Origin of the sequence: Caballeronia glebae (assembly GCF_001545035.1) — a bacterium.
GTDB lineage: Bacteria > Pseudomonadota > Gammaproteobacteria > Burkholderiales > Burkholderiaceae > Caballeronia > Caballeronia glebae.
In genome coordinates this window covers 85,601-111,251 of record NZ_FCOJ02000002.1, presented here as the reverse complement: position 1 = coordinate 111,251, position 25,651 = coordinate 85,601, and the positions used below count along the sequence as shown (strand labels likewise).

The 25,651-nt window shown below is 63.2% G+C and carries 24 protein-coding genes; 14 read left to right on the top strand and 10 right to left on the bottom strand.

All coding sequences use genetic code 11. The annotated features are described in order from the left end of the window. Positions 1-122 precede the first annotated feature (122 nt). The 4 genes from glcE to proC are packed head-to-tail and all read left to right on the top strand — an operon-like array spanning position 123 to position 4,013. Positions 123-1,211 (top strand): glycolate oxidase subunit GlcE, encoded by a 1,089-nt coding sequence (glcE, locus tag AWB82_RS02140; RefSeq protein WP_086965382.1) that lies wholly within the window; start codon positions 123-125, stop codon positions 1,209-1,211. Positions 1,212-1,219: 8 nt separating this feature from the next. Further along, positions 1,220-2,446, top strand: coding sequence for a glycolate oxidase subunit GlcF (gene glcF / locus AWB82_RS02135; RefSeq protein WP_086965380.1), 1,227 nt, complete (start codon positions 1,220-1,222; stop codon positions 2,444-2,446). 44 nt (positions 2,447-2,490) lie between these two features. Further along, positions 2,491-3,186: a YggS family pyridoxal phosphate-dependent enzyme gene (locus AWB82_RS02130; RefSeq protein ID WP_086965378.1), complete on the top strand. Its 696-nt coding sequence runs from the start codon at positions 2,491-2,493 to the stop codon at positions 3,184-3,186. Between the two features lie 14 nt (positions 3,187-3,200). Continuing rightward, on the top strand, positions 3,201-4,013 hold the full coding sequence (proC, locus tag AWB82_RS02125) for a pyrroline-5-carboxylate reductase (RefSeq protein WP_086965376.1): 813 nt from the start codon (positions 3,201-3,203) through the stop codon (positions 4,011-4,013). A gap of 52 nt (positions 4,014-4,065) precedes the next feature. Here the strand turns inward: proC and AWB82_RS37875 are convergent, their stop codons facing one another. The 7 genes from AWB82_RS37875 to recG form a co-directional block, all read right to left on the bottom strand. Continuing rightward, positions 4,066-5,205, bottom strand: coding sequence for a methyltransferase domain-containing protein (locus AWB82_RS37875; RefSeq protein WP_235023136.1), 1,140 nt, complete (start codon positions 5,203-5,205; stop codon positions 4,066-4,068). 422 nt (positions 5,206-5,627) lie between these two features. Further along, on the bottom strand, positions 5,628-6,488 hold the full coding sequence (gene ubiA / locus AWB82_RS02115; protein WP_086965375.1) for a 4-hydroxybenzoate octaprenyltransferase: 861 nt from the start codon (positions 6,486-6,488) through the stop codon (positions 5,628-5,630). A 163-nt stretch (positions 6,489-6,651) separates the two neighbouring features. Beyond that, entirely contained in the window at positions 6,652-7,140 is a 489-nt protein-coding gene (locus AWB82_RS02110) for a Dps family protein (RefSeq protein WP_086965373.1), read from the bottom strand. 175 nt (positions 7,141-7,315) lie between these two features. Beyond that, complete coding sequence (locus AWB82_RS37560) at positions 7,316-7,468, bottom strand: hypothetical protein (protein WP_159462551.1); 153 nt, start codon at positions 7,466-7,468, stop codon at positions 7,316-7,318. A 35-nt stretch (positions 7,469-7,503) separates the two neighbouring features. Beyond that, positions 7,504-8,976, bottom strand: a complete 1,473-nt coding sequence (locus AWB82_RS02105; protein WP_086965371.1) for a catalase — start codon at positions 8,974-8,976, stop codon at positions 7,504-7,506. Between the two features lie 329 nt (positions 8,977-9,305). Further along, positions 9,306-10,265, bottom strand: a complete 960-nt coding sequence (locus tag AWB82_RS02100; RefSeq protein WP_086965369.1) for a hydrogen peroxide-inducible genes activator — start codon at positions 10,263-10,265, stop codon at positions 9,306-9,308. Between the two features lie 130 nt (positions 10,266-10,395). Continuing rightward, positions 10,396-12,582 carry an ATP-dependent DNA helicase RecG gene (gene recG / locus AWB82_RS02095; protein WP_086965367.1) on the bottom strand — a complete coding sequence of 729 codons (2,187 nt, stop codon included), beginning with the start codon at positions 12,580-12,582 and terminating at the stop codon, positions 10,396-10,398. A 95-nt stretch (positions 12,583-12,677) separates the two neighbouring features. Here recG and queA point away from each other — a divergent pair, with 95 nt between their 5' ends. The 5 genes from queA (at position 12,678) to secF (ending at position 18,636) form a co-directional block, all read left to right on the top strand. After that, positions 12,678-13,724: a tRNA preQ1(34) S-adenosylmethionine ribosyltransferase-isomerase QueA gene (queA, locus tag AWB82_RS02090; RefSeq protein WP_086965365.1), complete on the top strand. Its 1,047-nt coding sequence runs from the start codon at positions 12,678-12,680 to the stop codon at positions 13,722-13,724. Positions 13,725-13,770: 46 nt separating this feature from the next. After that, complete coding sequence (gene tgt / locus AWB82_RS02085) at positions 13,771-14,931, top strand: tRNA guanosine(34) transglycosylase Tgt (protein WP_086965363.1); 1,161 nt, start codon at positions 13,771-13,773, stop codon at positions 14,929-14,931. 210 nt (positions 14,932-15,141) lie between these two features. Further along, on the top strand, positions 15,142-15,468 hold the full coding sequence (gene yajC / locus AWB82_RS02080; RefSeq protein ID WP_086965361.1) for a preprotein translocase subunit YajC: 327 nt from the start codon (positions 15,142-15,144) through the stop codon (positions 15,466-15,468). A gap of 124 nt (positions 15,469-15,592) precedes the next feature. Next, entirely contained in the window at positions 15,593-17,659 is a 2,067-nt protein-coding gene (gene secD / locus AWB82_RS02075) for a protein translocase subunit SecD (protein WP_086965359.1), read from the top strand. Positions 17,660-17,685: 26 nt separating this feature from the next. Continuing rightward, positions 17,686-18,636, top strand: coding sequence for a protein translocase subunit SecF (secF, locus tag AWB82_RS02070; RefSeq protein WP_086965357.1), 951 nt, complete (start codon positions 17,686-17,688; stop codon positions 18,634-18,636). Between the two features lie 81 nt (positions 18,637-18,717). On the opposite strand, the gene AWB82_RS02065 is transcribed toward secF, so the two are convergent. From AWB82_RS02065 to AWB82_RS02055, 3 genes are all read right to left on the bottom strand, one after another. After that, the gene (locus tag AWB82_RS02065; RefSeq protein WP_086965356.1) at positions 18,718-19,296 is read right to left on the bottom strand and encodes a YceI family protein; all 579 of its coding nucleotides are present in this window, start codon (positions 19,294-19,296) and stop codon (positions 18,718-18,720) included. 59 nt (positions 19,297-19,355) lie between these two features. Continuing rightward, positions 19,356-19,919, bottom strand: a complete 564-nt coding sequence (locus AWB82_RS02060; protein WP_086965354.1) for a YceI family protein — start codon at positions 19,917-19,919, stop codon at positions 19,356-19,358. Between the two features lie 116 nt (positions 19,920-20,035). Beyond that, positions 20,036-20,605, bottom strand: a complete 570-nt coding sequence (locus AWB82_RS02055) for a cytochrome b (RefSeq protein WP_086965352.1) — start codon at positions 20,603-20,605, stop codon at positions 20,036-20,038. Positions 20,606-21,062: 457 nt separating this feature from the next. On the opposite strand from AWB82_RS02055, the gene AWB82_RS02050 reads away from it, so the two are divergent. From AWB82_RS02050 to AWB82_RS02030, 5 genes are all read left to right on the top strand, one after another. Next, on the top strand, positions 21,063-21,722 hold the full coding sequence (locus tag AWB82_RS02050) for a paraquat-inducible protein A (protein ID WP_086965350.1): 660 nt from the start codon (positions 21,063-21,065) through the stop codon (positions 21,720-21,722). Beyond that, positions 21,719-22,402: a paraquat-inducible protein A gene (locus tag AWB82_RS02045; protein ID WP_086965348.1), complete on the top strand. Its 684-nt coding sequence runs from the start codon at positions 21,719-21,721 to the stop codon at positions 22,400-22,402. Before AWB82_RS02050 ends, AWB82_RS02045 begins: the two co-directional genes overlap by 4 nt. Continuing rightward, positions 22,395-24,077, top strand: coding sequence for a PqiB family protein (locus tag AWB82_RS02040; RefSeq protein ID WP_086965346.1), 1,683 nt, complete (start codon positions 22,395-22,397; stop codon positions 24,075-24,077). The genes AWB82_RS02045 and AWB82_RS02040 overlap by 8 nt, the downstream gene beginning before the upstream one ends. Next, positions 24,074-24,778 carry a PqiC family protein gene (locus AWB82_RS02035; RefSeq protein WP_086965344.1) on the top strand — a complete coding sequence of 235 codons (705 nt, stop codon included), beginning with the start codon at positions 24,074-24,076 and terminating at the stop codon, positions 24,776-24,778. The genes AWB82_RS02040 and AWB82_RS02035 overlap by 4 nt, the downstream gene beginning before the upstream one ends. A 147-nt stretch (positions 24,779-24,925) precedes the next feature. After that, positions 24,926-25,534 (top strand): glutathione S-transferase C-terminal domain-containing protein, encoded by a 609-nt coding sequence (locus tag AWB82_RS02030; RefSeq protein ID WP_086965595.1) that lies wholly within the window; start codon positions 24,926-24,928, stop codon positions 25,532-25,534. Positions 25,535-25,651: the final 117 nt, after the last annotated feature.

Below are 25,651 nucleotides of genomic sequence, written 5' to 3'. Positions count from 1 at the left end.
TTCCGCTATCCATGTTTCTCCGAGTGCGACGGCGTTAAGCGGCCGGTACAATCGACCGGACAGCCGACAGAAAGCTGAAGACAGAAGTCGAATACCGAAATCGACGAACAAGCGGAACATCCATGGAACAGGACGACATCGTCGCCGGCTGGTCGGAGAGGATCGCCCGGGCCACCGAAACCGGCGCGCTGCTGCGGATTCGCGGCGGCGGCACCAAGGACTGGTACGGTCAGACGCTCCAGGGAGAGATCCTCGACACGCGCGCGTATCGCGGCATCATCGCCTACGATCCGGCCGAGCTCGTCATTACCGCGCGAAGCGGCACGCCGCTCGCCGAAATCGAAGCGGCGTTGAGAGAGCACAACCAGATGCTGCCGTTCGAGCCGCCGCACTTCGGGCGCAACGCGACGCTCGGCGGCTGCATTGCCGCGGGGCTCGCCGGCCCACGCCGCGCCTGGACCGGCGCGCCGCGCGATTTCGTGCTCGGCGCGGTCGTCATGAACGGGCACGGCCAAGTGCTGCATTTCGGCGGGCAAGTGGTGAAGAACGTCGCGGGCTATGACGTGTCGCGCCTGCTCGCCGGATCGCTCGGCACGCTCGGGCTGATTCTCGAACTGTCGATCAAGGTGCTGCCGCGCCCCGTCGCCGAAGCCACGCTGAAATTCGACATGCACGCCACCGACGGCGTGCGCAAGCTCAACGAGTGGGGCGGCCATCCCTTGCCGATCTGCGGCAGCGCGTGGCGCGACGGCACGCTCGCGTTGCGTCTCGCGGGCGCCGAAGCCGCCGTCAAAACCGCGCGCAACACGCTCGGCGGCGAAGTCGTCGATGCGGTCGAAGCGGATCGGTTCTGGATCGGCATGCGCGAGCAGACCGACCCGTTCTTCGCGGTCATCGAGCCGCGTTCGGCGCTGTGGCGGCTCGCGTTGCCGTCGATCGCCGAGCCGCTGCATCTGCCGGGCGCGCAACTGATGGAATGGGGCGGCGCGCAACGCTGGTGGATCACCGACACCGATCCGCAAACCGTGCGCATCAGCGCGAAACAGGCGGGCGGCCACGCGACGATTTTCCGCGCCGGCTCCGCCTACGATCGCAATGCCGGCGTGTTCACGCCGCTGCCCGCGCCGCTCATGAAGATTCATCGCGGCTTGAAAACCGCATTTGATCCGGCGCGCATCTTCAACCGCGCGCGTTTGTATCCCGACTTCTAGGCGCATCGATGCAAACCAATCTCGCCGATTTCATCCGCGGCACAGCCGATGGCGACGAAGCCGACGCCATTCTGCGCAAGTGCGTGCACTGCGGCTTCTGCACGGCGACCTGCCCGACGTATCAGTTGCTCGGCGATGAGCTCGACGGGCCGCGCGGACGCATCTATCTGATGAAGCAGATGTTCGAAGGCGCGCCGGTTTCGCGCAGCACGCAACTGCATCTGGACCGCTGCCTCACCTGCCGCAATTGCGAAAGCACGTGCCCGTCGGGCGTGCAGTACGGGCGTCTCGTCGAGATCGGGCGCAAGGTCGTCGAAGAGAAGGTGGAGCGGCCGATGCGTCAGCGTCTGCAACGGCGCCTGCTCGCGAGCTTCCTGCCGAACAGCACGCTCTTCACACCCGCGATGAAGCTCGGCCAGCAGTTTCGCGGCATCCTGCCGCGCAAGCTGCGCGCGAAAATTCCTCTCGCCGAACGGCCGCTCGCCGCGCCCACGAACAAGCACGAACGCAAGATGCTGATGCTCGCGGGCTGCGTCCAGCCGGCGATGATGCCCAATGTCAACACGGCGACCGCGCGCGTGTTCGACGCGCTCGGCATCGAGATCGTCACGGCGCCGGGCGCGGGCTGCTGCGGCGCGATCCGCCTGCACCTCGGCTACAACGACGACGCGCTCGACGACGTGCGCAACAACATCGACGCATGGTGGCCGTATGTGGAAAGCGGCGTCGAGGCGATCGTGATGAATGCGTCGGGTTGCGGCGCGACCGTGAAGGAATACGCGCATCTGCTGCGCAACGATCCGGCGTACTCGCAAAAGGCGCAAAAGATCGTCGATCTGACGCGCGATCTCGCCGAAATCCTGCCGATGTACGAAGAGGAACTCGTCGCGCTCTCGCGGCGGCGCGGCGTGCATACCGTCGCGTTTCATCCGCCTTGCACGTTGCAGCACGGGCAGCAGATTCGCGGGCGCGTCGAGCATCTCCTGACCGCGCTCGGACTGGAAGTGCGCCTGCCCGCGGACAGCCATCTGTGCTGCGGATCGGCGGGCACCTACTCGGTGCTGCAGCCGAAGCTCTCGTACACGCTGCGCAATCAGAAGCTCGACCGGCTGGAGAAGCTGGAACCGCAGATGATCGTGTCGGCGAATGTCGGCTGCATCGCGCATCTGCAAAGCGGCACGTCGACGCCCGTCACGCACTGGATCCAGTTGCTGGAGCATCTGCTGTACGGTTGAAGCCGCTTCGTATAATGAGTGGCTTCAACGCCCTACGCCCAAGCATGTCTATCGCCCAACATCTCGAAGAAGTCCGGCAACGTATCGCCAAGGCGGCGCGCGACGCGTCGCGCGATGCGGCTTGCGTCAAGCTGCTCGCCGTGTCCAAGACCTTTCCCGCGAACGACGTGCGCGCCGCCTTCGGCGCCGGCCAGCGCGCGTTCGGCGAGAACTACGTGCAGGAAGGCATCGCGAAGATCGCCGAGCTGGCCGATCTGCGCGGCGAGATCGAATGGCATTTCATCGGGCCGCTGCAATCGAACAAGACCAAGGTCGTCGCGGAACAGTTCGACTGGGTGCATTCGATCGACCGCCTGAAGATCGCCGAGCGGCTCTCCGCGCAGCGCCCGGAAGGCACGCCCGCGCTCAACGTCTGCATTCAGGTGAACGTGAGCGGCGAGGCATCGAAGAGTGGCGTCGAACCGGAAGAAGCCGTCGCGCTCGCGCATGCGGTCGCCGCGCTGCCGGGTCTGCGTCTGCGCGGCCTGATGGCGATTCCCGAGCCCGCCGAAACCCTCGATGCGCAACGCCAGCCGCACGCGCGCCTGCGCGAACTGATGAACACGCTGCGCGACGACGGCCTCGATCTCGACACGCTCTCGATGGGCATGTCCGCCGATCTCGAAGCCGCCGTGCTCGAAGGCGCGACGATGGTGCGCATCGGCACCGCGATTTTCGGCGCGCGCACCTACACCACCTGACCTCACGTTCAACCATGAAAATTGCATTCATCGGCGGCGGCAACATGGCCGCGGCGCTCATCGGCGGCCTTCTCAAGCGCGGCACATCGGTCGCCGATATCTACGCCATCGACATCGACAACGAAGCGCGCGCGCGTACCGCGAAGCAATTCGGCGTGGCGACGGGCGCGGCTGTCGACGCGAAGCTCGCGGAGTACGACGCGATCGTGCTCGCCGTGAAGCCGCAAGTGCTCAAAAGCGTGGCCGAAGCGCTTGCGCCGCATCTGTCGAAGCAGACGATCATCAGCATCGCCGCCGGCATTCGCGCGACGGATCTCTCGCGCTGGCTGAACGGTTACGCGCTCGTCGTGCGCACGATGCCGAACACGCCCGCGCTGATCGGCATGGGCGTGACCGGCATTGCCGCATTGCCCGGCGTGACCGATGCGGCGAAAGCGCTCGCCTCGCAAGTGCTGGAAGCGGTCGGCACGGCCGTCTGGTTCGACGATGAAGCGAAGCTCGACGCCGTCACCGCGATTTCCGGCAGCGGCCCGGCTTACGTGTTCTATTTCATCGAAGCAATGCAGGAAGCGGCGCGCCAGCTCGGCATGGACGAGGAGCAAGGCCGCGCGCTCGCCGTCGCCACGTTCACCGGCGCGGCGCAACTGGCCGCGCAATCGGGCGAGCCGGCGAGCGTGTTGCGCGAGCGCGTGACGTCGAAGGGCGGCACGACGGCGGCGGCGCTCGCCTCGTTCGATGCACAAGGGGTGAAGGACGCGATCGTGCGCGGCGCGCTGGCTGCAGAAGCGCGGGCGAAAGAGATGGGCGATGAATTGGGCGGGGCTTGAGCCGACCGGTCATTAAAGACGTAGCGCGCATACGCACGCGCGCCACGTCTGCTTAAAGCTTCTGCACGACGAACTCGATGCCGCACTCCGCGAATGCGCTCCGTGTCTGGTCGTAGCGCTCCATGCCGCGCAGGAAGCTGTGATCCAGAAGCTCGACCTTTTTTACGCTGACTTCGCGCTCGAAATCGCGCAGTAAATCCAGAACGTTGATCGACACGGGCGACCAGCTTTCGCGTTTGTACAGCGTGAACGTGTGCTTGTGGTCCTGGTTGAACGTCGACGGCCACACGCCCTGCTCGTACAGGTCTTCATCGGGCACGGTGATAACGAGATGGCCGCCCGGCTTGAGCACGCGCAACCAGTGGCGCAGCGCGACGCGCGGGTCGATCACGTGTTCGAGGCAGTGTCCGGAATAGACGAAGTCGAAGCTGTCGTCCCTGACGTTGTCGAGATATTGTGCGTCGCCCTGCTCCCGCTCGTACACCGTCACGCTGTCGATGCGCGGAAACAATGAGCGATACAGCGCGATGCTGTCGTTGCCGCCGCCGATATCGAGCCCGTTGCCCACGAGCCAGCGATTGCTGAAGCGCGCGTCGAGCAAACGGCGATTGAGCGAGATACAGGTCGTGCCCGGGACGCCCAGTGTGAGCTCTAACCGCTGCGTCCGATCGCCGGGCAGCACCCACTTCTTCAGCGCGTATTCGCCCCACGCGCGCGGCCAGAGAACCGCGTAGCCCGTTTCCTCGGCATGCCAGTGCAACGTGTGTGTGCCGTCGAACGACGCGAGCAATTCGAGGAACGTGGCTTCCTGGTCGAAGCCGTCCTCGACCCAGTCCGGAAGCGTGCCGTCGCTCGTCTGGAACTCACGCCGGTAAATGCGAACATCGTCCAGTACGATGAGCGCATCGTCCGCCCGGCCGCGAAGCAGTTCGAGTTCGGCGAGCAACGGCAGGCGTTCGGCCGGACTATGTTCGTGGCTCATGTAGCTCTTGCCGCCAAAGTCCGCGCCGGGGTAATGCGCGTCGAGGAAAACGAGGCAGCGATGCTCGGCGAGCGCGCCCGTCACCGGTGCCGAACGCAGAAACGTGAGACTGTCCACATTCGCGACATGGAGACGTTCGCTTTGTTCCGCCTCGGCAAAAAGCGGCCCGAAGATTTCGCACGAGAGCGCCTTCGTGAAACCGGCGTTCAAAGCCGCGCGGCAGGATTTACCTCGTCCATAACCGGTTTCGACGAGATGCGTGACCCGAAATCGGGAAGCAAGTCCAGCTAAATCGAATCGAGCAAGATAACCCATGACTGACACGCACCCAGAATGAATTGAGCGAACGGACGTCGCGGCGCGGAAAGATTCGCGGCGATCACCCGGCTCGTAGAAAAAAGAGTCTGACCGTCCGCCGTCGAACGACCGCCCGCACACAAAGTCTCTTCAGGTATCCAGACTAATTAATCGATACCAAACTTGCGAAGTTATCAAAGGATGAGGTCGCAAAGCCGCGATGCGAACAAATTTGTCGTTCACAGACTGTTTCGCGGATTTGCATGAAGCGATCAGCCACGTTTTCGTGCAACGTGCGTTGCACACGTTGCAGCGTGGACGTTGCGCGATGAGGATCAGCCCGCCAGCGCGTAATGCAGCGCGATGCCCGCGAACAGCATGCCGCCGAGCCAGTTGTTGTGCTTGAACGCGGCGAAGCACGCCATGCGTTCACGATTGCGGATCAGCCCATAGTGGTACACCGCGCAAACCGCCGCCGCGATCCAGCCGAGCCAGTAGCCCCAGCCAAATCCGAGCGCGATGCCGATGCCCGCGTAAATCGCCAGCGTCGCCGCGTAGCACAGCATGACGGCGAGCACGTCGTAGCGCCCGAAGGTGAGCGCGGAGGTTCGAATGCCGATCTTGATGTCGTCGTCGCGATCGACCATCGCGTACTCGGTGTCGTACGCGACCGACCAGAACACGTTCGCGGCGAGCATGATCCACGCGAGCATCGGCACGTGGTTCTGAACGGCGGCGAAGGCCATCGGAATGCCGAAGCCGAACGCGATGCCGAGATACGCCTGCGGGATCGCGAAGAAGCGCTTGGTGAACGGATACGAACCCGCCACGAACAGCGCGAACACCGACAGTTCCTTCGTGAGCGCGTTGAGCGGCAGGATCAGCAGGAACGCGACGAGCGCGAGCGCCGCCGCGAGCGCCACGGCCTCCCACGCCTTGATCTTGCCCGATGTGATCGGCCGCTCCGCCGTGCGCTTCACGTACCGGTCGAAGTCGCGATCGGCGTAGTCGTTGATCGCGCAGCCCGCGGAGCGCATCAGGATCGTGCCGACGATGAAAATGGCGAGCAGCATCGGCGACGGATGGCCGCCTGACGCGATCCACAACGCGTTGAGCGTCGGCCACAGAAGCAGCAGGCTGCCAATGGGCTTATCGAGGCGCACGAGGCGCAGGTAGAGCGGAAGTCGGGCGAGCATGGCGGAAAGACGAAGCGAGAAAACGCGATGCGGCTATTTTAGAACAGCGGCTTTTAGAACAGCGGCTTCGAAGCGCCTGAAAAGCGAAAACCCCGCGTGAGAGCGGGGTTTCGTCACTGCGAGAACTACGAACGCTGCGGAAGCGGTGGAAGCGGCGAAAGCCTCAAGCCAGCATCGCGCGCAGCATCCACGCGGTCTTCTCGTGCGTCTGCATGCGTTGCGTGAGCAGGTCGGCGGTCGGTTCGTCGTTCGCGGCTTCCGTCGACGGGAAGATTTCGCGCGCGGTACGCACCACGGCTTCCTGACCTTCCACCAGTTGGCGAATCATTTCCTCGGCAGCCGGCACGCCGTCCGCTTCCGGAATCGACGACAGTTTCGCGAACTCCTTGTAGCTGCCCGGCGCGTGCACGCCCAGCGCGCGAATGCGTTCGGCGATCGAATCGACGGCGAGCGCGAGTTCGTTGTACTGCGTCTCGAACATCAGATGCAGCGTGTTGAACATCGGACCCGTCACGTTCCAGTGAAAGTTGTGGGTCTTCAGATACAACGTGTACGTGTCGGCCAGCAGTCGCGACAGCCCATCGGCGATCTTCTTGCGGTCTTTGTCGCTGATGCCGATATTGACGGCAGGTGCAGTGCCTTTCTTCGCCATGATGACTCCGTGAGAGAGTGATTCGAGAGAGGTGCGAGCGCCGCGCTGCAAACGCTTGCAGCGCGGCGTTTTCGAGCGTTCGACAGTTTATCTTAGAAACGGGGAACGATTCATTGCGCAGCGACACTCGACTGCGCTGCGCTGCGTTGACGCACTCGCGCCCCGCCGACCACGCTCACGCACCGGCCACACCGCTCGCGACGACAAGCCCATAACCCGCCGCGACGATACCGAACGCAATCGCGATGCGCACGCGGCGCGAAGCCCGAACGCTCGTCGCTTCGATATGCTCGACCGCCTGTGCGATGTGATTCAACGCTTGAGACATGATGTTTTCTCCCGTGTTTCCGGCGCGCGTCGCAGTCAGACGGCGGCGGCGTCCTGCTCTTCGATCTTCTGGCCGAGCTTCGCGAGCGCGTCGATCACGCCCTGCGCGTAAGCCGGATCGATACGGCGGAAATGCCCGATCTGCCGCACGACGATTTCGTTCGGCACGCCATGAATGTGCCGCGCGATGTTGCCGAAGAAGCGCTCGCGCTGGGCGTCATCGAAGAGCCGGAACAGCGCGGCCGGCTGACTGTAGTAATCGTCGTCTTCGCGATGGTCGTAGCGATACACCGTTCCGCCCGCGAGCGGCGGCTCGTTCACGCTCGCGTCCTGCGCGAATTCGCCGAAACGGCTCGGCTCGTAGTTCACGCGGCCGCCGAGGTTGCCGTCGGTGCGCATCGCGCCATCGCGATGGAACGAATTGGCGATCGGCGCACGCGGCGCGTTCACCGGAATCTGGTGATGGTTGATGCCGAGCCGATAACGCTGCGCGTCGCCATACGAGAACAGACGCCCTTGCAACAACCGGTCCGGCGAGAAGCCGATGCCCGGCACCACGTTCGCCGGCGTGAACGCGGCCTGCTCCACGTCCGCGAAGTAATTCTGCGCGTTGCGGTTGAGTTCGATCACGCCGACGTCGATCAGCGGAAAGTCCTTGTGCGACCACACTTTCGTGATGTCGAACGGATTCACCTTCGACTGCGTAGCCTGCTCTTCCGTCATGACCTGAATGCTGAAATTCCAGCGCGGGAAATTGCCCTTGTCGATGTTCCCGACGAGATCGCGCTGCGCGCTTTCGCGGTCGTTCGCGACCACGGCGGCCGCTTCTGCATCGGTGTAATTCTCAAGCGGCTGCTGCGACTTGAAGTGGAACTTCACGTAGAAACGCTCGTTGTCCTTGCTAAGGAAGGAGTACGTGTGCGAGCCGAAACCGTGCATCTGACGATGGTTCTTCGGAATGCCACGGTCGCTCATGAGAATCGTCACCTGATGCAGCGATTCCGGATGACGCGACCAGAAATCCCATGCGGCGATGTTGCTGCGCATGTTCGTGTACGGATCACGCTTTTGCGTGTGGATGAAGTCGGGGAACTTCAACGGATCGCGAATGAAAAACACCGGCGTGTTGTTGCCGACGACGTCCCAGTTGCCCTCTTCCGTGTAGAACTTGATCGAGAAACCACGCACGTCGCGCTCGGCATCGGCCGCGCCGCGCTCGCCCGCGACCGTCGAGAAGCGCATGAAGATCGGCGTTTCCTTGCCGATGTCCGCGAACAATTTTGCCTTCGTGTAGCGCGAAATATCGTGCGTCACCCGGAAGGTGCCGAACGCGCCCGAGCCCTTGGCGTGGACGCGACGCTCGGGAATCACTTCGCGGTCGAAGTGCGCGAGTTTCTCGACGAGCCAGAAGTCCTGCAGCGTCACCGGGCCGCGCGGGCCGGCGGTCTGCGAGTTCTGGTTGTCGCCGACGGGTGCGCCAGCCACGGTCGTGAGTCGTTGGGTCGTCATCGTGATACTCCTGCTTTTTGCGTTTGCGTTGGATGATGTGGAGCGCGCGCTCAGGCCACGCGGGCGAAATCGGCGAGGGTCGAAACCGCCGTATCGCGAAAGCTGTCCCAGCGGTCGGAGAACGTCGCGGCGATCATGGAATCCTCTTGTCGTGGTCGGTGGAATCCGACTGAAGAAGATCGTAACGCAAACTATCGATTTTTATAATTCGATTAAATTTATATATGCGATAGATCAAACATCGCGCTGATTTCGCCGGGGCGCGATACCGCAAATGAAAACGCCGCGCTCCGTTGCCAGAGCGCGGCGTTTTGCAGGGAAAAACGTGATCAGTTCACTGCGACAGGCATATCGAGCTTTCTCACGCCGGGCAGATCGCAATTGGCGATCGCCTCAGAGATGGCGTCGATGGCCGGCATGCGCGTGAAGCTCTTGCGCCACGCGAGCACGACGCGCCGGTCTGGCACGGGCTCGTCAAACGCCACGTAGCTGAGCAGGCCCGAATCGATGCCCCCCGCATGCGGCTTCACCTCGCTCACCGACATGCGCGGCAGCACCGTAATGCCGACGCCGCTCGCGACCATATGGCGAATCGTTTCCAGCGACGAGCCTTCGAACGTCTTCTGGATGCCGTCCGCATTCTGCGAGAAGCGCATTAGTTCAGGACACACGCCGAGCACGTGATCGCGGAAGCAATGGCCGCTGCCGAGCAGCAGCATGGTTTCCTGCTTGAGATCGTCCGGATCGATCTTCGCGCGGTTCTCCCACGCATGACCCGACGGCATCGCGACGACGAACGGCTCGTCGTAGAGCGCGCGCACCATCAGGCCGGTTTCGGGGAACGGCAGCGCCATGATCGCTACATCGATTTCGCCCTGCTTGAGAAGCTCGATCAGCTTGAGCGTGAAGTTCTCCTGAAGCATGAGCGGCATCTGCGGGACCGCCTTGATCATCTGCTTGACGAGCGTCGGCAGAAGGTACGGTCCGATCGTGTAGATCACGCCGAGGCGCAGCGGCCCGACGAGCGGGTCCTTGCCCTGCTTGGCGATTTCCTTGATGGCGAGCGTCTGTTCGAGCACGCGCTGCGCCTGCGTCACGATCTGCTCGCCGATCGGCGTCACGCTGACTTCGCTCGTGCCGCGCTCGAAGATCTGCACGTTCAGTTCGTCTTCGAGCTTTTTGATTGCCACCGACAAGGTCGGCTGGCTGACGAAGCACGCCTCGGCCGCGCGGCCGAAATGCCGTTCCCGCGCGACCGCGACGATGTACTTCAGTTCAGTGAGGGTCATTGAAGGCCAATGAAATACATTGATTCGATAGGTTTGAGTTATACACCTGCCAACCGCCCTTCGACAAACTTTTGCCGCTTCCCGGAGCGGGCAGGCTAAATAGGGACTGACTTTGCCCGCGCGAGTTCAGTCAGGCCTTCAAATAGTGCTCCCGCGCGCCGAGCCAGCGCGCGAGATGGCGCGTGACGGCGTCGGGGAATTGCGCGAGCATTTGATCGGCGGCAGCGCGCGCCGGTTCGATCAGCCAGCCGTCGTTTTCGAGACTGGCGAAACGCAGCATCGCTTCACCCGATTGCCGCGCGCCGAGAAACTCGCCGGGACCGCGAATTTCGAGATCGCGTCGCGCGATCTCGAAGCCGTCGGTCGTCTCGCGCATCGTTTGCAGGCGCGAACGCGCGGTTTGCGACAGCGGATTCGCGTACATCAGCACGCAGACGGACGCAGCGCTGCCCCGCCCCACGCGCCCGCGCAACTGATGCAACTGAGCAAGGCCGAAGCGCTCCGCATGCTCGATCACCATCAGCGATGCATTGGGCACGTCGACGCCGACTTCGATCACCGTGGTCGCGACGAGCAACTGCACTTCGTTGCGCGAGAACGCGTCCATGACGGCGGCTTTTTCGGCGGGCGCGAGCCGCCCGTGAACCAGCCCGACGCGCAGTTCCGGCAGCGTCGCGACGAGGGTTTCGTAGGTCTCGACGGCGGTCTGAAGCTGCAGTGTCTCACTCTCCTCGATCAGCGGGCACACCCAATAAACCTGCCTTCCGGTCAACGCCGCCTCGCGCACGCGGCCGATGATCTCGTTGCGCCTTGCGTCCGACACGATCTTGGTTAGGATCGGCGTGCGGCCGGGCGGCAGTTCGTCGATGGTCGAGACGTCGAGGTCGGCGTAGTACGTCATCGCGAGCGTGCGCGGGATCGGCGTCGCGGACATCATCAGTTGATGCGGCTGGAAGTCGTGCCTGCCATCCGCCGCGTTCTGCGCCTTCGCGCGCAACGCGAGCCGCTGCGCGACGCCGAAGCGATGTTGTTCATCGACGATCACGAGCCCGAGGCGCGCGAATTCGACCGCGTCCTGGATGATCGCGTGCGTGCCGATGACGAGCTTCGCCGTGCCGAGCGCCGCCGCTTCGAGCGCGGCACGCTTCTCCTTCGCCTTAAGGCTGCCCGCGAGCCACGCGACCGTGACGCCCAGCGGCTCCAGCCAGCCGCGCAGCTTGCGCGCGTGCTGCTCCGCGAGGATTTCGGTCGGAGCCATGAGCGCGGCCTGATAACCCGAGTCGATCGCCTGCGCCGCCGCGAGCGCCGCGACGATCGTCTTGCCGCTGCCGACATCGCCTTGAAGCAGACGCTGCATCGGATGCGCGAGCGTCAGTTCGCCCGCGATTTCGGCGACCACGCGTTGCTGCGCGCCGGTCAGCGCGAACGGCAGCGCGCGCAAGAGGCGCACGACGAGCGACGCGTCGTCGTCCGCGGCGCGGCGCGGCATCGCGGGCGCGGCGCGCGTGCGCCGCTCCTCGTGCGCGCGTTTGAGCGAAAGCTGCTGCGCGAGCAACTCCTCGAACTTGATGCGCGTCCACGCCGGATGCGTGCCGTCGATGAGCGCGGTTTCGTCGGAATCGGCGCGCGGATGGTGTAGCGTCTTCACGGCATCGAGCAGAGCGGGCACGTTCAGCGGCTGCAAATGCGCTTTTGCAATCGGCGCCGGCAGCAGTTCCGGCAAATCGACGCGCGTGATCGCGTTATCGATCGCGCGGCGCAAATAGGCCTGCGAAATGCCCGCCGTCGACGGATAAACCGGTGTGAGCGCTTGCGGCAGCGGCGTGTCGTCATCGACCGGGCGCACGGCCGGATGCACCATTTCCAGTCCGAAGAAGCCGCCGCGCACGTCGCCGCGCACGCGCAGACGCACGCCGTGCGCCATCTGCTTGACCTGCGATCCGTAGAAATTGAGAAAGCGCAGCGTGAGTTCGTCGCCGGCGTCGTCGTGAATCTTCACGAGCAACTGGCGGCGCGGACGATACGCGATCTCGTTGTCGAACACGACGCCTTCGGTCTGCGCGATATCGCCGGGAATCAGCTCGCCGATGGGCATGAGCGAGGTTTCGTCCTCGTAGCGCATCGGCAGATGAAGGACGAGATCGATGTCGGATTTGAGACCGAGCTTGGCGAGCTTGTCCGCCGTCTTGACGACGGTTTTCGGCTTTTCCTCCGCCTTCGCCTTCTTTTTCGCCGGCGCGGCGGCGCGCGGCGCGTCGCTTTCCTCCAGGGTCAGCGGATCGGTCGAGGCGGCTACGCGGCGGTCGGACAAGGGCATTGACTCTCTTCGCAAGTACAATATGAGGTTTGTTCGGCGCGATTGCGCTTTTTTCGCGTCTTGTTCGCGCCTGAGTTGTGTCACCCAGCCACGTCATGTTCACGCTTTCCGATTTCGATTTTAATCTGCCGCCCGAGCTGATCGCGCAGAGTGCGCTCGCCGAGCGCAGCGCGAGCCGTCTGCTCGATGTAGACAATCGCACCGCGCCCGCCACGCTCACCGACCGGCGTTTTTCCGAGTTGCCGGATCTACTCGCGCCCGGCGATCTGCTGGTGTTCAACGATACCAAAGTCCTGAAGGCGCGCTTCTTCGGCCAAAAGGCCAGCGGCGGACGCGTCGAGGTGCTGGTCGAGCGGCTGACCGGCGCGACCACGGCGCTCGCGCAGATCCGCGCGAGCAAGGGCCCGACCGAAGGCAGCACGATCCGCCTCGCGGATGCGTTCGACGTGACCGTGGGCGAACGCGTCGAGCCGTTCTACACGCTGCACTTCCCGGCCGAATGCCTGACGCTCATCGAGCAACACGGGCGTTTGCCGTTGCCGCCGTATATCGAGCACGACGCCGACGCCTACGACGAAACGCGCTATCAGACCGTTTATGCGGCGAATCCGGGCGCGGTGGCCGCGCCGACCGCGGGCCTGCATTTCGACGACGCGCTTTTTGCGGAACTCGAAAAGCGCGGCGTCGAGCGCGCGACCCTGACGCTGCATGTCGGCGCGGGCACGTTCCAGCCGGTGCGCGTCGAGAATATCGCCGAGCACAAGATGCACAGCGAGTGGTACGACCTGCCGCAATCGCTCGTCGACCGCATCGCGGCCGTGAAGGCGCGCGGCAACAAGGTGATCGCGGTCGGCACGACGTCGATGCGCGCACTGGAAGCCGCCGCGCGCGACGCGGCGCAGGCCGGACGCCCGCTCTCGGCGACCCAGGCCGAAACCGATATCTTCATCACGCCGGGATACGCGTTTCGCGTCGTCGACCGGCTCGTGACGAACTTCCATCTGCCGAAGTCGACGCTGCTCATGCTCGTTTCGGCGTTCGCGGGCATGGATACGATCCGCGACGCGTATCGCCACGCGATCGAAGAGAAATACCGTTTCTTCAGTTATGGCGACGCCATGCTGCTGACGCGCCGCGACTAACTTTTCAACCGATGCGCTGGACTGTTTTCCAGTGGCAGGAACTCAAATGACCGCAACCCACACGCCGCCCGAGAATGGGCTCAAGTTCGAACTGCTGACGACCGACGGCCAGGCGCGCCGCGGCCGTCTCACGCTCAATCACGGCGTCGTCGAAACGCCGATATTCATGCCGGTCGGCACTTACGGCACCGTCAAGGCGATTCAGCCGCGCGAACTGGAAGAGATTCGCGCGCAGATCATCCTCGGCAACACGTTTCATTTGTGGCTGCGTCCCGGTCTCGAAGTCGTCGGCGCGCACGGCGGCCTGCACAAGTTCATGGGATGGAACCGGCCGATTCTCACCGACTCGGGCGGCTTTCAGGTGTTTTCGCTCGGAGAACTACGCAAGATCACCGAAGATGGCGTCACGTTCGCGTCGCCGATCAACGGCGACAAGCTCTTCCTGTCGCCCGAAGTGTCGATGCAGATCCAGAAAGTGCTGAACTCCGACATCGTCATGCAATTCGACGAATGCACGCCCTACGCGACCAACGGCATCGCGACCTCGCACAAGGACGCCGCCGATTCCATGCGCATGTCGATGCGCTGGGCGAAGCGCTCCATCGACGAGTTCGACCGGCTCGACAATCCGAACGCGCTGTTCGGCATCGTACAGGGCGGCATGTTCGAGGATCTGCGCGACGAATCGCTGGCGGGTCTGTCGGACATCGGTTTCCACGGCTTCGCGATCGGCGGCTTGTCGGTCGGCGAGCCGAAGGAAGACATGATGCGCGTGCTGAATCACATCGGGCCGAAGCTACCCGCGGACAAGCCGCATTACCTGATGGGCGTGGGCACGCCGGAGGATCTCGTCGCGGGCGTGGCGGCGGGCGTCGACATGTTCGATTGCGTGATGCCCACGCGCAACGCCCGCAACGGCTGGCTCTTCACGCGTTTCGGCGACCTCAAGATCAAGAACGCGACGCATAAGAACTCGTTGAAACCGCTGGACGAATCCTGCGCCTGCTACACGTGCCAGAACTTCACTCGCGGCTATCTGCATCATCTGCATCGCGTCGGTGAAATTCTCGGCGCGCAACTGAACACGATTCACAACCTGCATTACTACTTGCAACTGATGAGCGAAGTGCGCGATTCGATCGAAAATCACACGTTCGAAGCGTTTCGCAAGACCTTTGCGGAGAACCGCGCGCGCGGCGTCGATTGAAACCGCCGTCGAAACAGCCGCTCCAGCATTACAATTGCCTTTCTTCCGCTTGCGAAGCATGCCGCCGAAGTCTGGGAGAGCGCGTCGTAACGGCTTGAAGACAAAGCGCATTCCCGGAGTCTCGCGGCAAGGGCGAGTGGTAGAATACCGGGCTAATTTCTAATTCGAGTTTTTCGAACGTATTTGTGACGTTTTAACGGAGAGACCAACGTGTCGTTCATTTCCAATGCCTTTGGACAAGGCGCAACCGGTGGCGCGGAATCTAGCTTGATGAGCTTCCTGCCGCTAATCCTGATGTTCGCGGTGCTGTACTTCATCATGATCCGTCCGCAAATGAAGCGTCAGAAGGAACATCGCAACATGCTCGCCGCTATGGCCAAGGGCGATGAAGTGGTGACGAACGGCGGTATCGTCGGCAAGATCACCAAGGTGACGGACGCCTACGTTGGCGTGGAAATCGCCGAAGGCACGGAAATCACCGTTCAGAAGGCTTCCGTGACGACCATTCTCCCGAAGGGCACGATCAAGTCGCTGTAAGGCCACTCGTTCCACCGCGTCCGGCGCGGCCTCGCTCACCGAGCCATCCGTCTCCCGGCTGGCTCGTCGCGCATAACGCCGGACGCCCTCTTCTCCGAAGCCAACTTTCCGGTCGGCCATTCCCATGAATCGTTATCCCCTTTGGAAGTATGTCGTGATGCTGGTGGCGCTCGTCATCGGCCTCGTGTACACGCTCCCCAACTTCTTCGGCGAAGCGCCCGCAGTTCAGGTGTCGAGCGGCAAGGCGACGGTCAAGCTCGACTCGACTACGTTGTCGAACGTCGAGGCCGCGCTCGCCGCGAGCAACATCAAGCCCGACGAAGTCACCTTCGACAACTCGCAACTGAACGCGAACATTCGCGTGCGCCTGAAGGACACCGACACGCAGTTGCACGCGAAGGATCTGCTCTCGAAGGCACTGAACCCCGATCCGAGCGATCCGCAGTACATCGTCGCGCTGAACCTGCAGAGCGCCTCGCCGCGCTGGCTGACGGCCCTGCACGCGCTGCCGATGTACCTCGGCCTCGATCTGCGCGGCGGCGTCCACTTCCTGCTGCAGGTCGACATGGCCGGCGCGCTCAACAAGAAGCTCGACTCCGACGCCGCCGATGCGCGCACCTATCTGCGCGACCGCAATATCCGCGATGGCGGCGTGAACCGCGTCGGGCAGTCGGTCGTCGTGACTTTCTCGGATCAGTCGAGCGCGGACAGCGCGCGTCCCCTGCTCCAGACAGGCGTGTCCGAACTGCAATGGACCACGCGCCAGGGCAGCGACGGCTTCCAGGTCGTCGGCACGTTCTCGCCGGCCGCGCAGAAGCTCGTCGAAGACGGCGCGCTCAAGCAGAACATCACCACGCTGCATAACCGCGTGAACGAACTCGGCGTTGCGGAACCGGTGATCCAGCAGCAGGGTTCGGACCGCATCGTGGTCGAGCTGCCGGGCGTGCAGGACACCGCGAAGGCGAAGGACATCATCGGCCGCACGGCGACGCTCGAAGCGCGCCTCGCCGATCCTGTGAACACCTATATCGGCCCGAACGACGCGGTGCCGCCCGGAGACGAAACGTTCAAGCAGGGCGACCGCCTCGTGCTGCTGCGCAAGCAGGTGATCTTCACCGGCGACCGCATTATCGACGCGTCGGCGGGCTTCGACGAGCATCAGCGCCCGTCGGTCAACATCCGTCTGGATTCGGCCGGCGGCCGCGCGGTGTCGTCCGTTTCGCGCGACAACATCGGCAAGCCGATGGCAATGGTGCTGTTCGAAAAGAACAAGGGCGAAGTGCTGACGGTCGCGACCATCCAGTCCGAACTCGGCGACCGCTTCCAGATCACGGGTCAGCCGACGCCGCAAGCCGCGACCGATCTCGCGCTGCTCCTGCGCGCGGGTTCGCTCGCGGCGCCGATGGACATCATCGAGGAACGCACGGTCGGCCCGAGCCTCGGCGCGGACAACATCAAGAAGGGTTTCGATTCGGTGCAGTACGGTTTCGCCGCGATCGCTATCTTCATGATCGCGTACTACCTGCTGTTCGGCGTGTTCTCCATGCTGTCGCTCTCGGTCAACCTGCTGTTGCTGGTCGCGGTGCTCTCGCTTCTGCAGGCGACGCTGACCTTGCCCGGTATCGCCGCTATCGCGCTCGCGCTCGGTATGGCGATCGACGCGAACGTGCTGATCAACGAACGTATCCGCGAGGAACTGCGCAACGGCGCGCCGCCGCAGACCGCGATTCAGGAAGGCTTCAAGCACGCCTGGGCGACAATTCTCGACTCGAACGTCACGACGCTGATCGCCGGCCTCGCGCTGCTCGCGTTCGGTTCGGGTCCGGTGCGCGGCTTCGCGGTCGTGCACTGTATCGGCATTCTGACGTCGATGTTCTCGGCGGTGTTCTTCTCGCGCGGCCTCGTGAACCTGTGGTACGGCGGCAAGAAGAAGCTGAAGTCGCTCGCGATCGGTCAGGTGTGGCGTCCGGAAGGCACGAATGCCGAAGCCGCCGCAGCGGCCTATCTCGCGGCGCAACGCGGCGACGAATCGCCTGTCGATGAAATCGTGAAAACCGCGAAGGGCAAGACGAAGACCGCCGTGGCCGCGCCGCGCGCCGCAGCTCAGGCACAGGCGCGCACGGGCAAGCCGACGGTGCGCCGTCGTTCGGGCCCCGACATCGATCAACAGAAACCGGGCGAGTCCCGCTGAATCCGCTGAGTCCGGAGCAATAAACAATGGAATTCTTCCGCATTCGCCGCGACTTACCGTTCATGGAGCGCGCGTTGATTTTCAACGTGATTTCACTCGTGACGTTCCTCGTGGCCGTATTTTTCCTCATGCATCGCGGCCTGCATCTGTCGGTGGAGTTCACCGGCGGCACGGTTGTCGAGGTGCAGTATCCGCAAGCCGCGCAGCTCGAACCGGTGCGCGCGTCAATGTCGAGGCTCGGCTATGCCGACGCGCAGGTGCAGAATTTCGGCACGTCGCAGGACGTGTTGATTCGTCTGCCGCTCAAGCAGGGCCTGACGTCCGCGCAGCAAAGCGATCAGGTGATGAGCGCGCTCAAGGCCGACAACGCCGACGTGAAGCTGCAGCGCGTCGAGTTCGTCGGTCCGCAGGTCGGCAAGGAACTCGTGACGAACGGCCTGCTCGCGCTCGCGTGCGTGGTGGTCGGCATCGTGATTTACCTGTCGTTCCGCTTTGAGTGGAAGTATGCGGTCGCGGGCATCATCGCGAATCTGCACGACGTGGTGATCATTCTCGGCTTCTTCGCGTTCTTCCAGTGGGAGTTCTCGCTGTCCGTGCTGGCGGCGATTCTCGCGGTGCTCGGCTATTCGGTGAACGAGTCGGTGGTTATCTTCGACCGGATTCGCGAAACCTTCCGCAAGCAGCGCAAGATGACCGTGAAGGAAGTGATCGACCACGCCATCACGAGCACGATGTCGCGAACCATCATCACGCACGGCTGTACGGAAATGATGGTGCTGTCGATGTTTCTCTTCGGCGGCCCGACGCTGCACTATTTCGCGCTGGCGCTGACCGTCGGTATTCTGTTCGGCATCTACTCGTCGGTGTTCGTCGCGGCGGCGCTCGCGATGTGGTTCGGCGTGAAGCGTGAAGATCTCGTGAAGGACAAGAAGGACAAGTTCGATCCGAACGATCCGAACGCGGGCGCGCAGGTTTGAGCGTCGCGCGTTTCGTAAGGGCGTAAAAAAGCGGCCGGCCTTCAAAAAAGGCCGGCCGCTTTGCTTTGAGGCGTCGAGTCGTTACTGCTTCACGCCCTCAGCCTGAATATGCAAAACCGTCTTGAGGCTGAAACCATAAGACTTGCCGTAATCCATTCCGAAGTCGCCGCGATCGAAGGTCGTCGTCGCTTCGACGCCGCACACTTCCTTCTTCATCATCGGGTTCATGAAGCACTTGAAGCTCTCGATCTTCAGGTTGATCGGCTTCGTCACGCCGTGCATCGTCAGCGTGCCGATCACTTCCGAGGGCGTGTCGCCGTCGAACTTGATCGACGTGCCCTTGTACTCGGCCGTCGGATACTTCGCGGCATCGAAGAACTCGGCCTTCTGCAGATGCTCGTCCAGCTTCACATTGCCGGTGTTGACCGAAGCCACGTCGATCGTCACGTTCACCGTGCCGGTCTTCGCGGCGCGATCGAGCGTGACTTCACCGCTGCTCTTGTTGAACTTGCCGCGCCACGTCGACACGCCACCGAAGTGATCGGCTTCGAAGCTCGGATAGGTGTGGTTCGGGTCGAGCTTGTACGTGTCGGCGGCCATCGCGCCGAACGACATACCCAATGCGAGCGCGCCCGCGGCGATGATCGAAAGCTTTTTCAAGTTCTTCTCCTGACTAACCAGATACGCTGAATATGCGTCGTGTGTGACAAAAACGCCGCTCACTTCTTTGCGGCAACGATGTGAAACTTGATGACCACGTCGTCCGCGACGATCGACGTATCCTTCCATTCGCCCGTTCCTACATCGAACTGGGTGCGCTTGATCGGCAGCGCGCCGTCGAAGGTTTCCGTCGCGCCTTGCTGCGTGACCGTCACAGGAACCGTGACCGTCTGCGACTTGCCCTTGATCGTGATCTTGCCGGTCACGTTGTACTTGTTGCCGCCAGCCGGCGCGATCGCGCTGGAGACGAAGGTCGCGCTCGGATACTTGCCGGCGTCGAACCATTCCGCGCCGCGCACCTGCTTGTTGTAATCGTCGTCGCCGAGGTCGTAGCTGCCGGTGTCGATCGTGATGTTCGCCGTGCCCGCCGTCGGCTTCGCCGGGTCGAACGCGATCTGCGCGCTGAACTTGTTGAACTTGCCGTCGGTGGGGACGTTCATCTGCTTCGAGGTGGCGATCACCGTGCTCTTGCTCATGTCCACCTGCGCATGCGCGAGCGCGGACAGCGCGAGCGAAGCGGCCATAGTCGTAGCCAGCATCCAACGATTGAGTTTCACTTTCATGTGTGCCCTATTCAAACGGTCCGATCGAATAAACCGGTATTGGAAATCATAAGAACGCAATGACAATCCGCCGTTGGGAAACGCCTTGCCAACGGCGAGGAAACAATGCCACGCGTTTATCTGAGAAACGGCAGCATGCGACCGAGCAAGCCGTCGCGATCGACGAAATGATGTTTCAGCGCGGCGAGCACGTGCATCACGACGAAAAACAGCAACGTGTAATTCAACGCGATGTGAACGATGCGCAGCGTCGCCTTCAGCGCCTTGTCCGGTCCGATGATGGTCGGCAGCGGCAGCACGCCGAGATACACGACCTGAATGCCCGCCGCCGAGCTGTACAGATAACCCGACGCGGGAATGACGAGCATCAGCACGTACAGCAGGAAGTGCGTGAGATGCGCCGCGCCCTGTTGCCAGCGCGGCATGCCATCGGGCATCGAGGGCGCCCGATGCGTGGCGCGCCAGATGAGGCGCAGCAGCGCGAGGGCGAACACCGTCACGCCGATCCACTTGTGCCACGAGAAGTATTTGAGCTTCGTCGGCGTGATGCCCGGGATATCGGTCATGATCCAGCCGAGCCCGAAACCGCCGACGATCAACAATGCGATCAGCCAGTGCAGGCCGATCGCCGTGGCGCTGTATCGTTGCGCCGGCGCTGTCGCCGAGATGCCAGCGGTGCTTTCCATATTGCTTTCACCCGAGTGTTCGATGTTGCACGGCCTGTCGCCCGCCGACGACAAGTATTCAAGGCCGCCATGCTACATCAACAATAACGAATTGCCAGCGCGCGCGAAAGGGCCCGCGCGAAGGCCGCAAACCCAGTCACGACGTGGCTTTGCGGGGTTTCGAGCCCGCTTCGCGACCCTTGCGTGCCGCGCATGCAACGAACTATTCCATGCGTGCAACGGTCGATGAAGGCGCGAACAAGCGGCGCGAGCCGCGCCCGATTCCGGCATCAACGTATTAACGAGCGGGCCGGCGGTTTCATTCCCATGCGGCGAAGCACGCCGCCCGAAACGACCGCGACTCGCCATTTGATAACATGCTGCTTCCACTTTCGCTGGCCCGCTGTTTGCTAAGCTCCGTCGGAGCCCGGTCTCGCGGCCCCCGACCCATACGCTCGACACGCCTCGGGCCAAGACCATGAACGCGAACGAACCGGACGACCTGATCGCATGTCACGAATGCGACGCGCTCATCCAGAAACCTGCTCTGCCTCAACGCACTTCGGCGAAATGTCCGCGCTGCGGATCGCTGCTCTATCGAAGCATCTCGTCGAACCTCGACAAGATCAGCGCCATGACGCTCGCCGCGCTCGTCACGTTCGTGATCGCGCAGGCCTTTCCCATCGTCGAACTGAACGCAAACGGCCTCACGTCGCAAACGACGCTCATCGGCGCGATCGTCGCGTTGTGGGGCGAGCAGATGGAGATCATGGCCGTCCTCGTATTCTGCTCGACCATACTGTTTCCGTTGTGCGAACTACTCGCGCTGCTCTATGTGCTGCTCCCGCTGCGTGCCGGTTACGTTCCGCCGGGCTTAAATGCCGTGTTGCGCGGCATTCAGCTCATGCGCCCCTGGGGCATGATCGAAGTCTTCATGCTCGGCGTGCTCGTCACGCTCGTAAAGATGGTGAGCATCGCGCGCGTGATTCCCGAAGCGGCGCTCTTCGCGTTCGGCGTGCTGACGCTCATGCTCGCGGTCGTCGTGAGCTTCGATCCGCGTGCGCTGTGGGACCTCGCGGGCAGGCTCGGTCCGCGCCAATCGAAGCGACTCACAACCGATGCGAGGCAAAAATCGTGAGCGATTCCATCGATCAAAACACTGGCGAGCCGCAAGCGGCCACGACGCGCTACACCACGGCGTCGCGCGCGAACGTCGTCGGCTGTCACGCGTGCGGGCTCGTGCAGCCGCTCGCGCGCACCATCGAGAAGCAACGCTGCACACGCTGCGGCACGGCCGTGCACCGGCGCCATCCGGACAGCATCGCGCGCACGTGGGCGCTGCTCATCAGCGCGGCGATTCTCTACATTCCGGCGAACCTGTTTCCGATCATGCACACGTCGTCGATTCTCGGTTCCGAGGACGACACCATCATGAGCGGCGTCGCGCTCTTCTGGAACGACGGCGATTATCCGCTCTCGGCGGTGATTTTCATCGCCAGCATTCTCGTGCCGATGCTCAAGCTCATCTCGCTCTGCTTTCTCACGATCAGCGTGCAGCGGCGCTCCACATGGCGGCCGCGTCAGCGCACGACGCTCTTTCGCATCGTCGAGGGCGTCGGCCGCTGGTCGATGCTCGATGTCTTCGTGATCACGCTCACCATCGCGCTCGTGCGCTTCAAGTCGCTCGCCGTCATCACGCCGGGACCGGGCGCGCTCGCGTTCGCGTCGGTCGTCGTGCTGACGATGATCGCGTCCATGCAATTCGACCCGCGCCTCATGTGGGACAACATCGAACCGTCAGGAAAGAAATATGACTAGTGCCCAAGGTCCGAACGACCCGAAGCAGCCCGCGCCGCCTTCCAGCAATACTGGCGGCGGTAACGGAGGCAAAGGCGGCGGCTTGCCGCCGAACCTGCCCGAACCCGTGATCGAGCCGCGCAGCCGCTGGCTGCCCTCGCTCGTATGGTTGATTCCGCTCGTCGCGGCGCTGATCGGCGTGATTCTCGTCGTGAAAACAGTGTCGAGCCGCGGGCCGACCGTGACCATCAGCTTCGTCTCCGCGGAAGGTCTCGAACCCGGCAAGACGAAGGTGAAGTTCAAGGATGTCGACATCGGCACGGTCAAGACCATCACGCTGTCGAAGGATCATTCGCGCGTGCTTGTGGATGTGCAGCTCACCAAGGAAGCCACCGATTTCGCCGTCAAGGACACGCGCTTCTGGGTCGTGCGCCCGCGCGTCGCGGCAAGCGGCGTGACCGGCCTGTCGACGCTTCTCTCCGGCGCGTATATTGGCATCGATGCAGGCAAGTCCACCGACGACCAGACGCATTTCGTCGGCCTCGAAACGCCGCCCGCCGTCACCGGCGATCAGAAGGGCCACACCTTCACGCTGCACGGCGAATCGCTCGGCTCGCTCGATATCGGCTCCCCCATCTATTACCGGCGCGTGCAGGTCGGCCAGGTCGCCGCGTTCTCGCTGGATAAGGACGGCACCGGCGTCACGCTGCAGGTGTTCGTCACCGCGCCCTACGATCAGTATGTCGGCACCAACTCGCGCTGGTGGCATGCGAGCGGCGTCGATCTGCGGCTCGATTCGAGCGGCTTCACGCTCAACACGCAATCGCTCGCGACGGTCGTCTTGGGCGGCATCGCGTTTCAGACGCCGCCGAACCAGGAGGCAGGCCCGCAGGCGCAGACCAATGCGACCTTCCGCCTGGCCGGCGATCAGACCGACGCGATGCGTGACCCCGACGGCCAGGCCGTACACGTCGTAATGAACTTCAACCAGTCGCTACGCGGGCTGTCGGTCGGCGCGCCGATCGATTTCCGCGGCATCGTGCTGGGGCAGGTCACGGGTATCGGCGTGCAATACGATCAGAAGTCGCATTCGTTCATGATGCCGGTCACGATCGATCTTTACCCCGATCGCCTCGGCAAGCGCGCGAATCATATGCTGCCGGCGCAAGGTTCGGTGGCGAGCCAGGACATGCTGCAACTGCTGGTGAAGCGTGGCCTGCGCGGTCAGTTGCGCACCGGCAACCTTTTGACCAGCCAGTTGTATATCGCGCTCGACTTCTTCCCGAAAGCGCCGCCCACGAAGGTCAACAGCACTGGCGATCCGATCGAGCTGCCGACCGTGCCGAACACGCTCGACGAACTGCAACTGCAGATCGCGGACATCGCGCGCAAGATCGACAAGATTCCGTTCGACGAGATCGGCACGAATCTGAACGGCTCGCTCAAGAAGGCCAACGGGCTCTTCGACAAGCTCGACACGGAGGTCATGCCGGAAATGCGCGACACGCTCACGCAGGCGAAAAAGACCTTTGGTCAGGCGCAATCGACGTTGCAGTCGGACTCGCCGCTTCAGTCGGACGTGCATCAGGCGCTGCAGGAACTCACGCGCACGCTTCAATCGCTCAACTCGCTCGCGGACTATCTGGAGCGCCATCCGGAATCGCTCGTGCGCGGAAAATCGGGAGACAAACCATGAAGTTCGGCTCGTTGATATCGACCCTGTGCGCAGCGGCGATGCTCGCCGCCTGCGCCTCGCCGACGAGCCGTTTCTATACGCTCGCCGGCGGCGAAGCGCGGCCCGTGCCTTCCACGCAGGCCTCGTTCTATTTCGAACTCGCGCCCATCGACATGCCGCAGCAGGTCGCGAAGAATCAGTTGGTGGTGCAGACGAGTCCCGCGCAGGTACGCGTGCTCGAAGAGGAGCGCTGGGCTTCGCTGCCCGGCGACGAAGTGCGGCGCGCGCTGTCCGCCGATCTCACGCAGCAGCTCGGCGCGATCGACGTGTACGGCACGCCGCATCCGGAATCCGCGCCGGTGTATCGCGTGAAGGTGAACGTGCAGCGCTTCGAATCGTGGCCGGGCGCACAGGCCGTGATCGACGCCGTGTGGAGCGTGCGCGCCGCCGGCTCCGACACCGTGCTGACCTGCCGGACGGTCGCGCAGGAACGCGTGGACGCGGGCTACGACGCGCTCGTCGGCGGGCATCGCAAGGCGGTGGACGAACTCGCCTCCGCGATTTCGGCGGGTGTGCGCAGCCTCGGCTCCTTGCCGCGCGCGACCGTCAGCGCGCCTCCCGCATCCGCGAAAAGCAAGAGCGGCGCAAGCACGAAACCCGCCTCCGTGCCGGTGCTGCCGTGTCCTTCGACGAGCGCGGCGACCAGCGCCAGCGCGCAATGATCGACGCCGCCCGGCATCGCGCCGGGCGCGCTCATGTTGTCGGCAGGCGACATTGTTGCGCGCCGCTATCTCTAATTTGCCGATGGTTCGCGCGCGCCGGTTAAGATCGTCGACGCCCGCATTTCGAATCAACGTGAAGATTAGATGATGAAACTGATCGGTTCGCACCCCAGTCCATTCGTCCGCAAGGTGCGGATCGTCATGGCGGAAAAGAAGATCGACTGCGAACTGGTGCTCGAAGATGTCTGGGCATCCGATTCCAAGATCCACGACTACAACCCGCTCGGCAAGGTGCCGTGCCTCATCCTGGACGACGGCGAAGCGGTCTTCGATTCGCGTGTCATCTGCGAGTACGTGGACACGCTCACGCCCGTCGGCAAGTTGCTGCCGCAGGAGCGACGCGAGCGCACCGAAGTGCGCTGCTGGGAAGCGCTCGCCGACGGCATGCTCGACGCCGCTGTGCTGATTCGCCTAGAAGGTGTGTTGCGCGAAGAGGCGCATCGCAGCGACAAGTGGATTACGCGCCAGCGCCAGAAGATCGAAGACGGCTTGCGCGCGATGGCGCGCGGCATCGGCTCGAAACAATGGTGCTCGGCGAATCGCTTCACGCTCGCGGACATCGCCTGTTGCTGCGCGCTCGGTTATCTCGATTTCCGCATGCCCGATCTGAACTGGCGCGAAGGGCATCCGAACCTCGACAAGTACTACGCGCGCGTCTCGCAGCGTCAGTCGTTCGTGGATACCGCGCCGGTCTGATCATTCTCGAAAAGCGCTCCCGCGTTCGGTGGGAGCGTGCCGGCAAGGGCGTCTATCGACTAAACGAGACGTGAAACGCAAATTACGTTAATACGGAAACTTTATCTATCGCTAGAT

What these genes read in the sequence shown, in the direction of transcription:
- glcE (WP_086965382.1), top strand. Translation starts at nt 123, where the DNA reads ATGGAACAGGACGACATCGTCGCCGGCTGGTCGGAGAGGATCGCCCGG.
- glcF (WP_086965380.1), top strand. Translation starts at nt 1,220, where the DNA reads ATGCAAACCAATCTCGCCGATTTCATCCGCGGCACAGCCGATGGCGAC.
- AWB82_RS02130 (WP_086965378.1), top strand. Translation starts at nt 2,491, where the DNA reads ATGTCTATCGCCCAACATCTCGAAGAAGTCCGGCAACGTATCGCCAAG.
- proC (WP_086965376.1), top strand. Translation starts at nt 3,201, where the DNA reads ATGAAAATTGCATTCATCGGCGGCGGCAACATGGCCGCGGCGCTCATC.
- ubiA (WP_086965375.1), bottom strand. Translation starts at nt 6,488, where the DNA reads ATGCTCGCCCGACTTCCGCTCTACCTGCGCCTCGTGCGCCTCGATAAG.
- AWB82_RS02110 (WP_086965373.1), bottom strand. Translation starts at nt 7,140, where the DNA reads ATGGCGAAGAAAGGCACTGCACCTGCCGTCAATATCGGCATCAGCGAC.
- AWB82_RS37560 (WP_159462551.1), bottom strand. Translation starts at nt 7,468, where the DNA reads ATGTCTCAAGCGTTGAATCACATCGCACAGGCGGTCGAGCATATCGAA.
- AWB82_RS02105 (WP_086965371.1), bottom strand. Translation starts at nt 8,976, where the DNA reads ATGACGACCCAACGACTCACGACCGTGGCTGGCGCACCCGTCGGCGAC.
- AWB82_RS02100 (WP_086965369.1), bottom strand. Translation starts at nt 10,265, where the DNA reads ATGACCCTCACTGAACTGAAGTACATCGTCGCGGTCGCGCGGGAACGG.
- recG (WP_086965367.1), bottom strand. Translation starts at nt 12,582, where the DNA reads ATGCCCTTGTCCGACCGCCGCGTAGCCGCCTCGACCGATCCGCTGACC.
- queA (WP_086965365.1), top strand. Translation starts at nt 12,678, where the DNA reads ATGTTCACGCTTTCCGATTTCGATTTTAATCTGCCGCCCGAGCTGATC.
- tgt (WP_086965363.1), top strand. Translation starts at nt 13,771, where the DNA reads ATGACCGCAACCCACACGCCGCCCGAGAATGGGCTCAAGTTCGAACTG.
- secD (WP_086965359.1), top strand. Translation starts at nt 15,593, where the DNA reads ATGAATCGTTATCCCCTTTGGAAGTATGTCGTGATGCTGGTGGCGCTC.
- secF (WP_086965357.1), top strand. Translation starts at nt 17,686, where the DNA reads ATGGAATTCTTCCGCATTCGCCGCGACTTACCGTTCATGGAGCGCGCG.
- AWB82_RS02060 (WP_086965354.1), bottom strand. Translation starts at nt 19,919, where the DNA reads ATGAAAGTGAAACTCAATCGTTGGATGCTGGCTACGACTATGGCCGCT.
- AWB82_RS02055 (WP_086965352.1), bottom strand. Translation starts at nt 20,605, where the DNA reads ATGGAAAGCACCGCTGGCATCTCGGCGACAGCGCCGGCGCAACGATAC.
- AWB82_RS02050 (WP_086965350.1), top strand. Translation starts at nt 21,063, where the DNA reads ATGAACGCGAACGAACCGGACGACCTGATCGCATGTCACGAATGCGAC.
- AWB82_RS02040 (WP_086965346.1), top strand. Translation starts at nt 22,395, where the DNA reads ATGACTAGTGCCCAAGGTCCGAACGACCCGAAGCAGCCCGCGCCGCCT.
- AWB82_RS02035 (WP_086965344.1), top strand. Translation starts at nt 24,074, where the DNA reads ATGAAGTTCGGCTCGTTGATATCGACCCTGTGCGCAGCGGCGATGCTC.
- AWB82_RS02030 (WP_086965595.1), top strand. Translation starts at nt 24,926, where the DNA reads ATGAAACTGATCGGTTCGCACCCCAGTCCATTCGTCCGCAAGGTGCGG.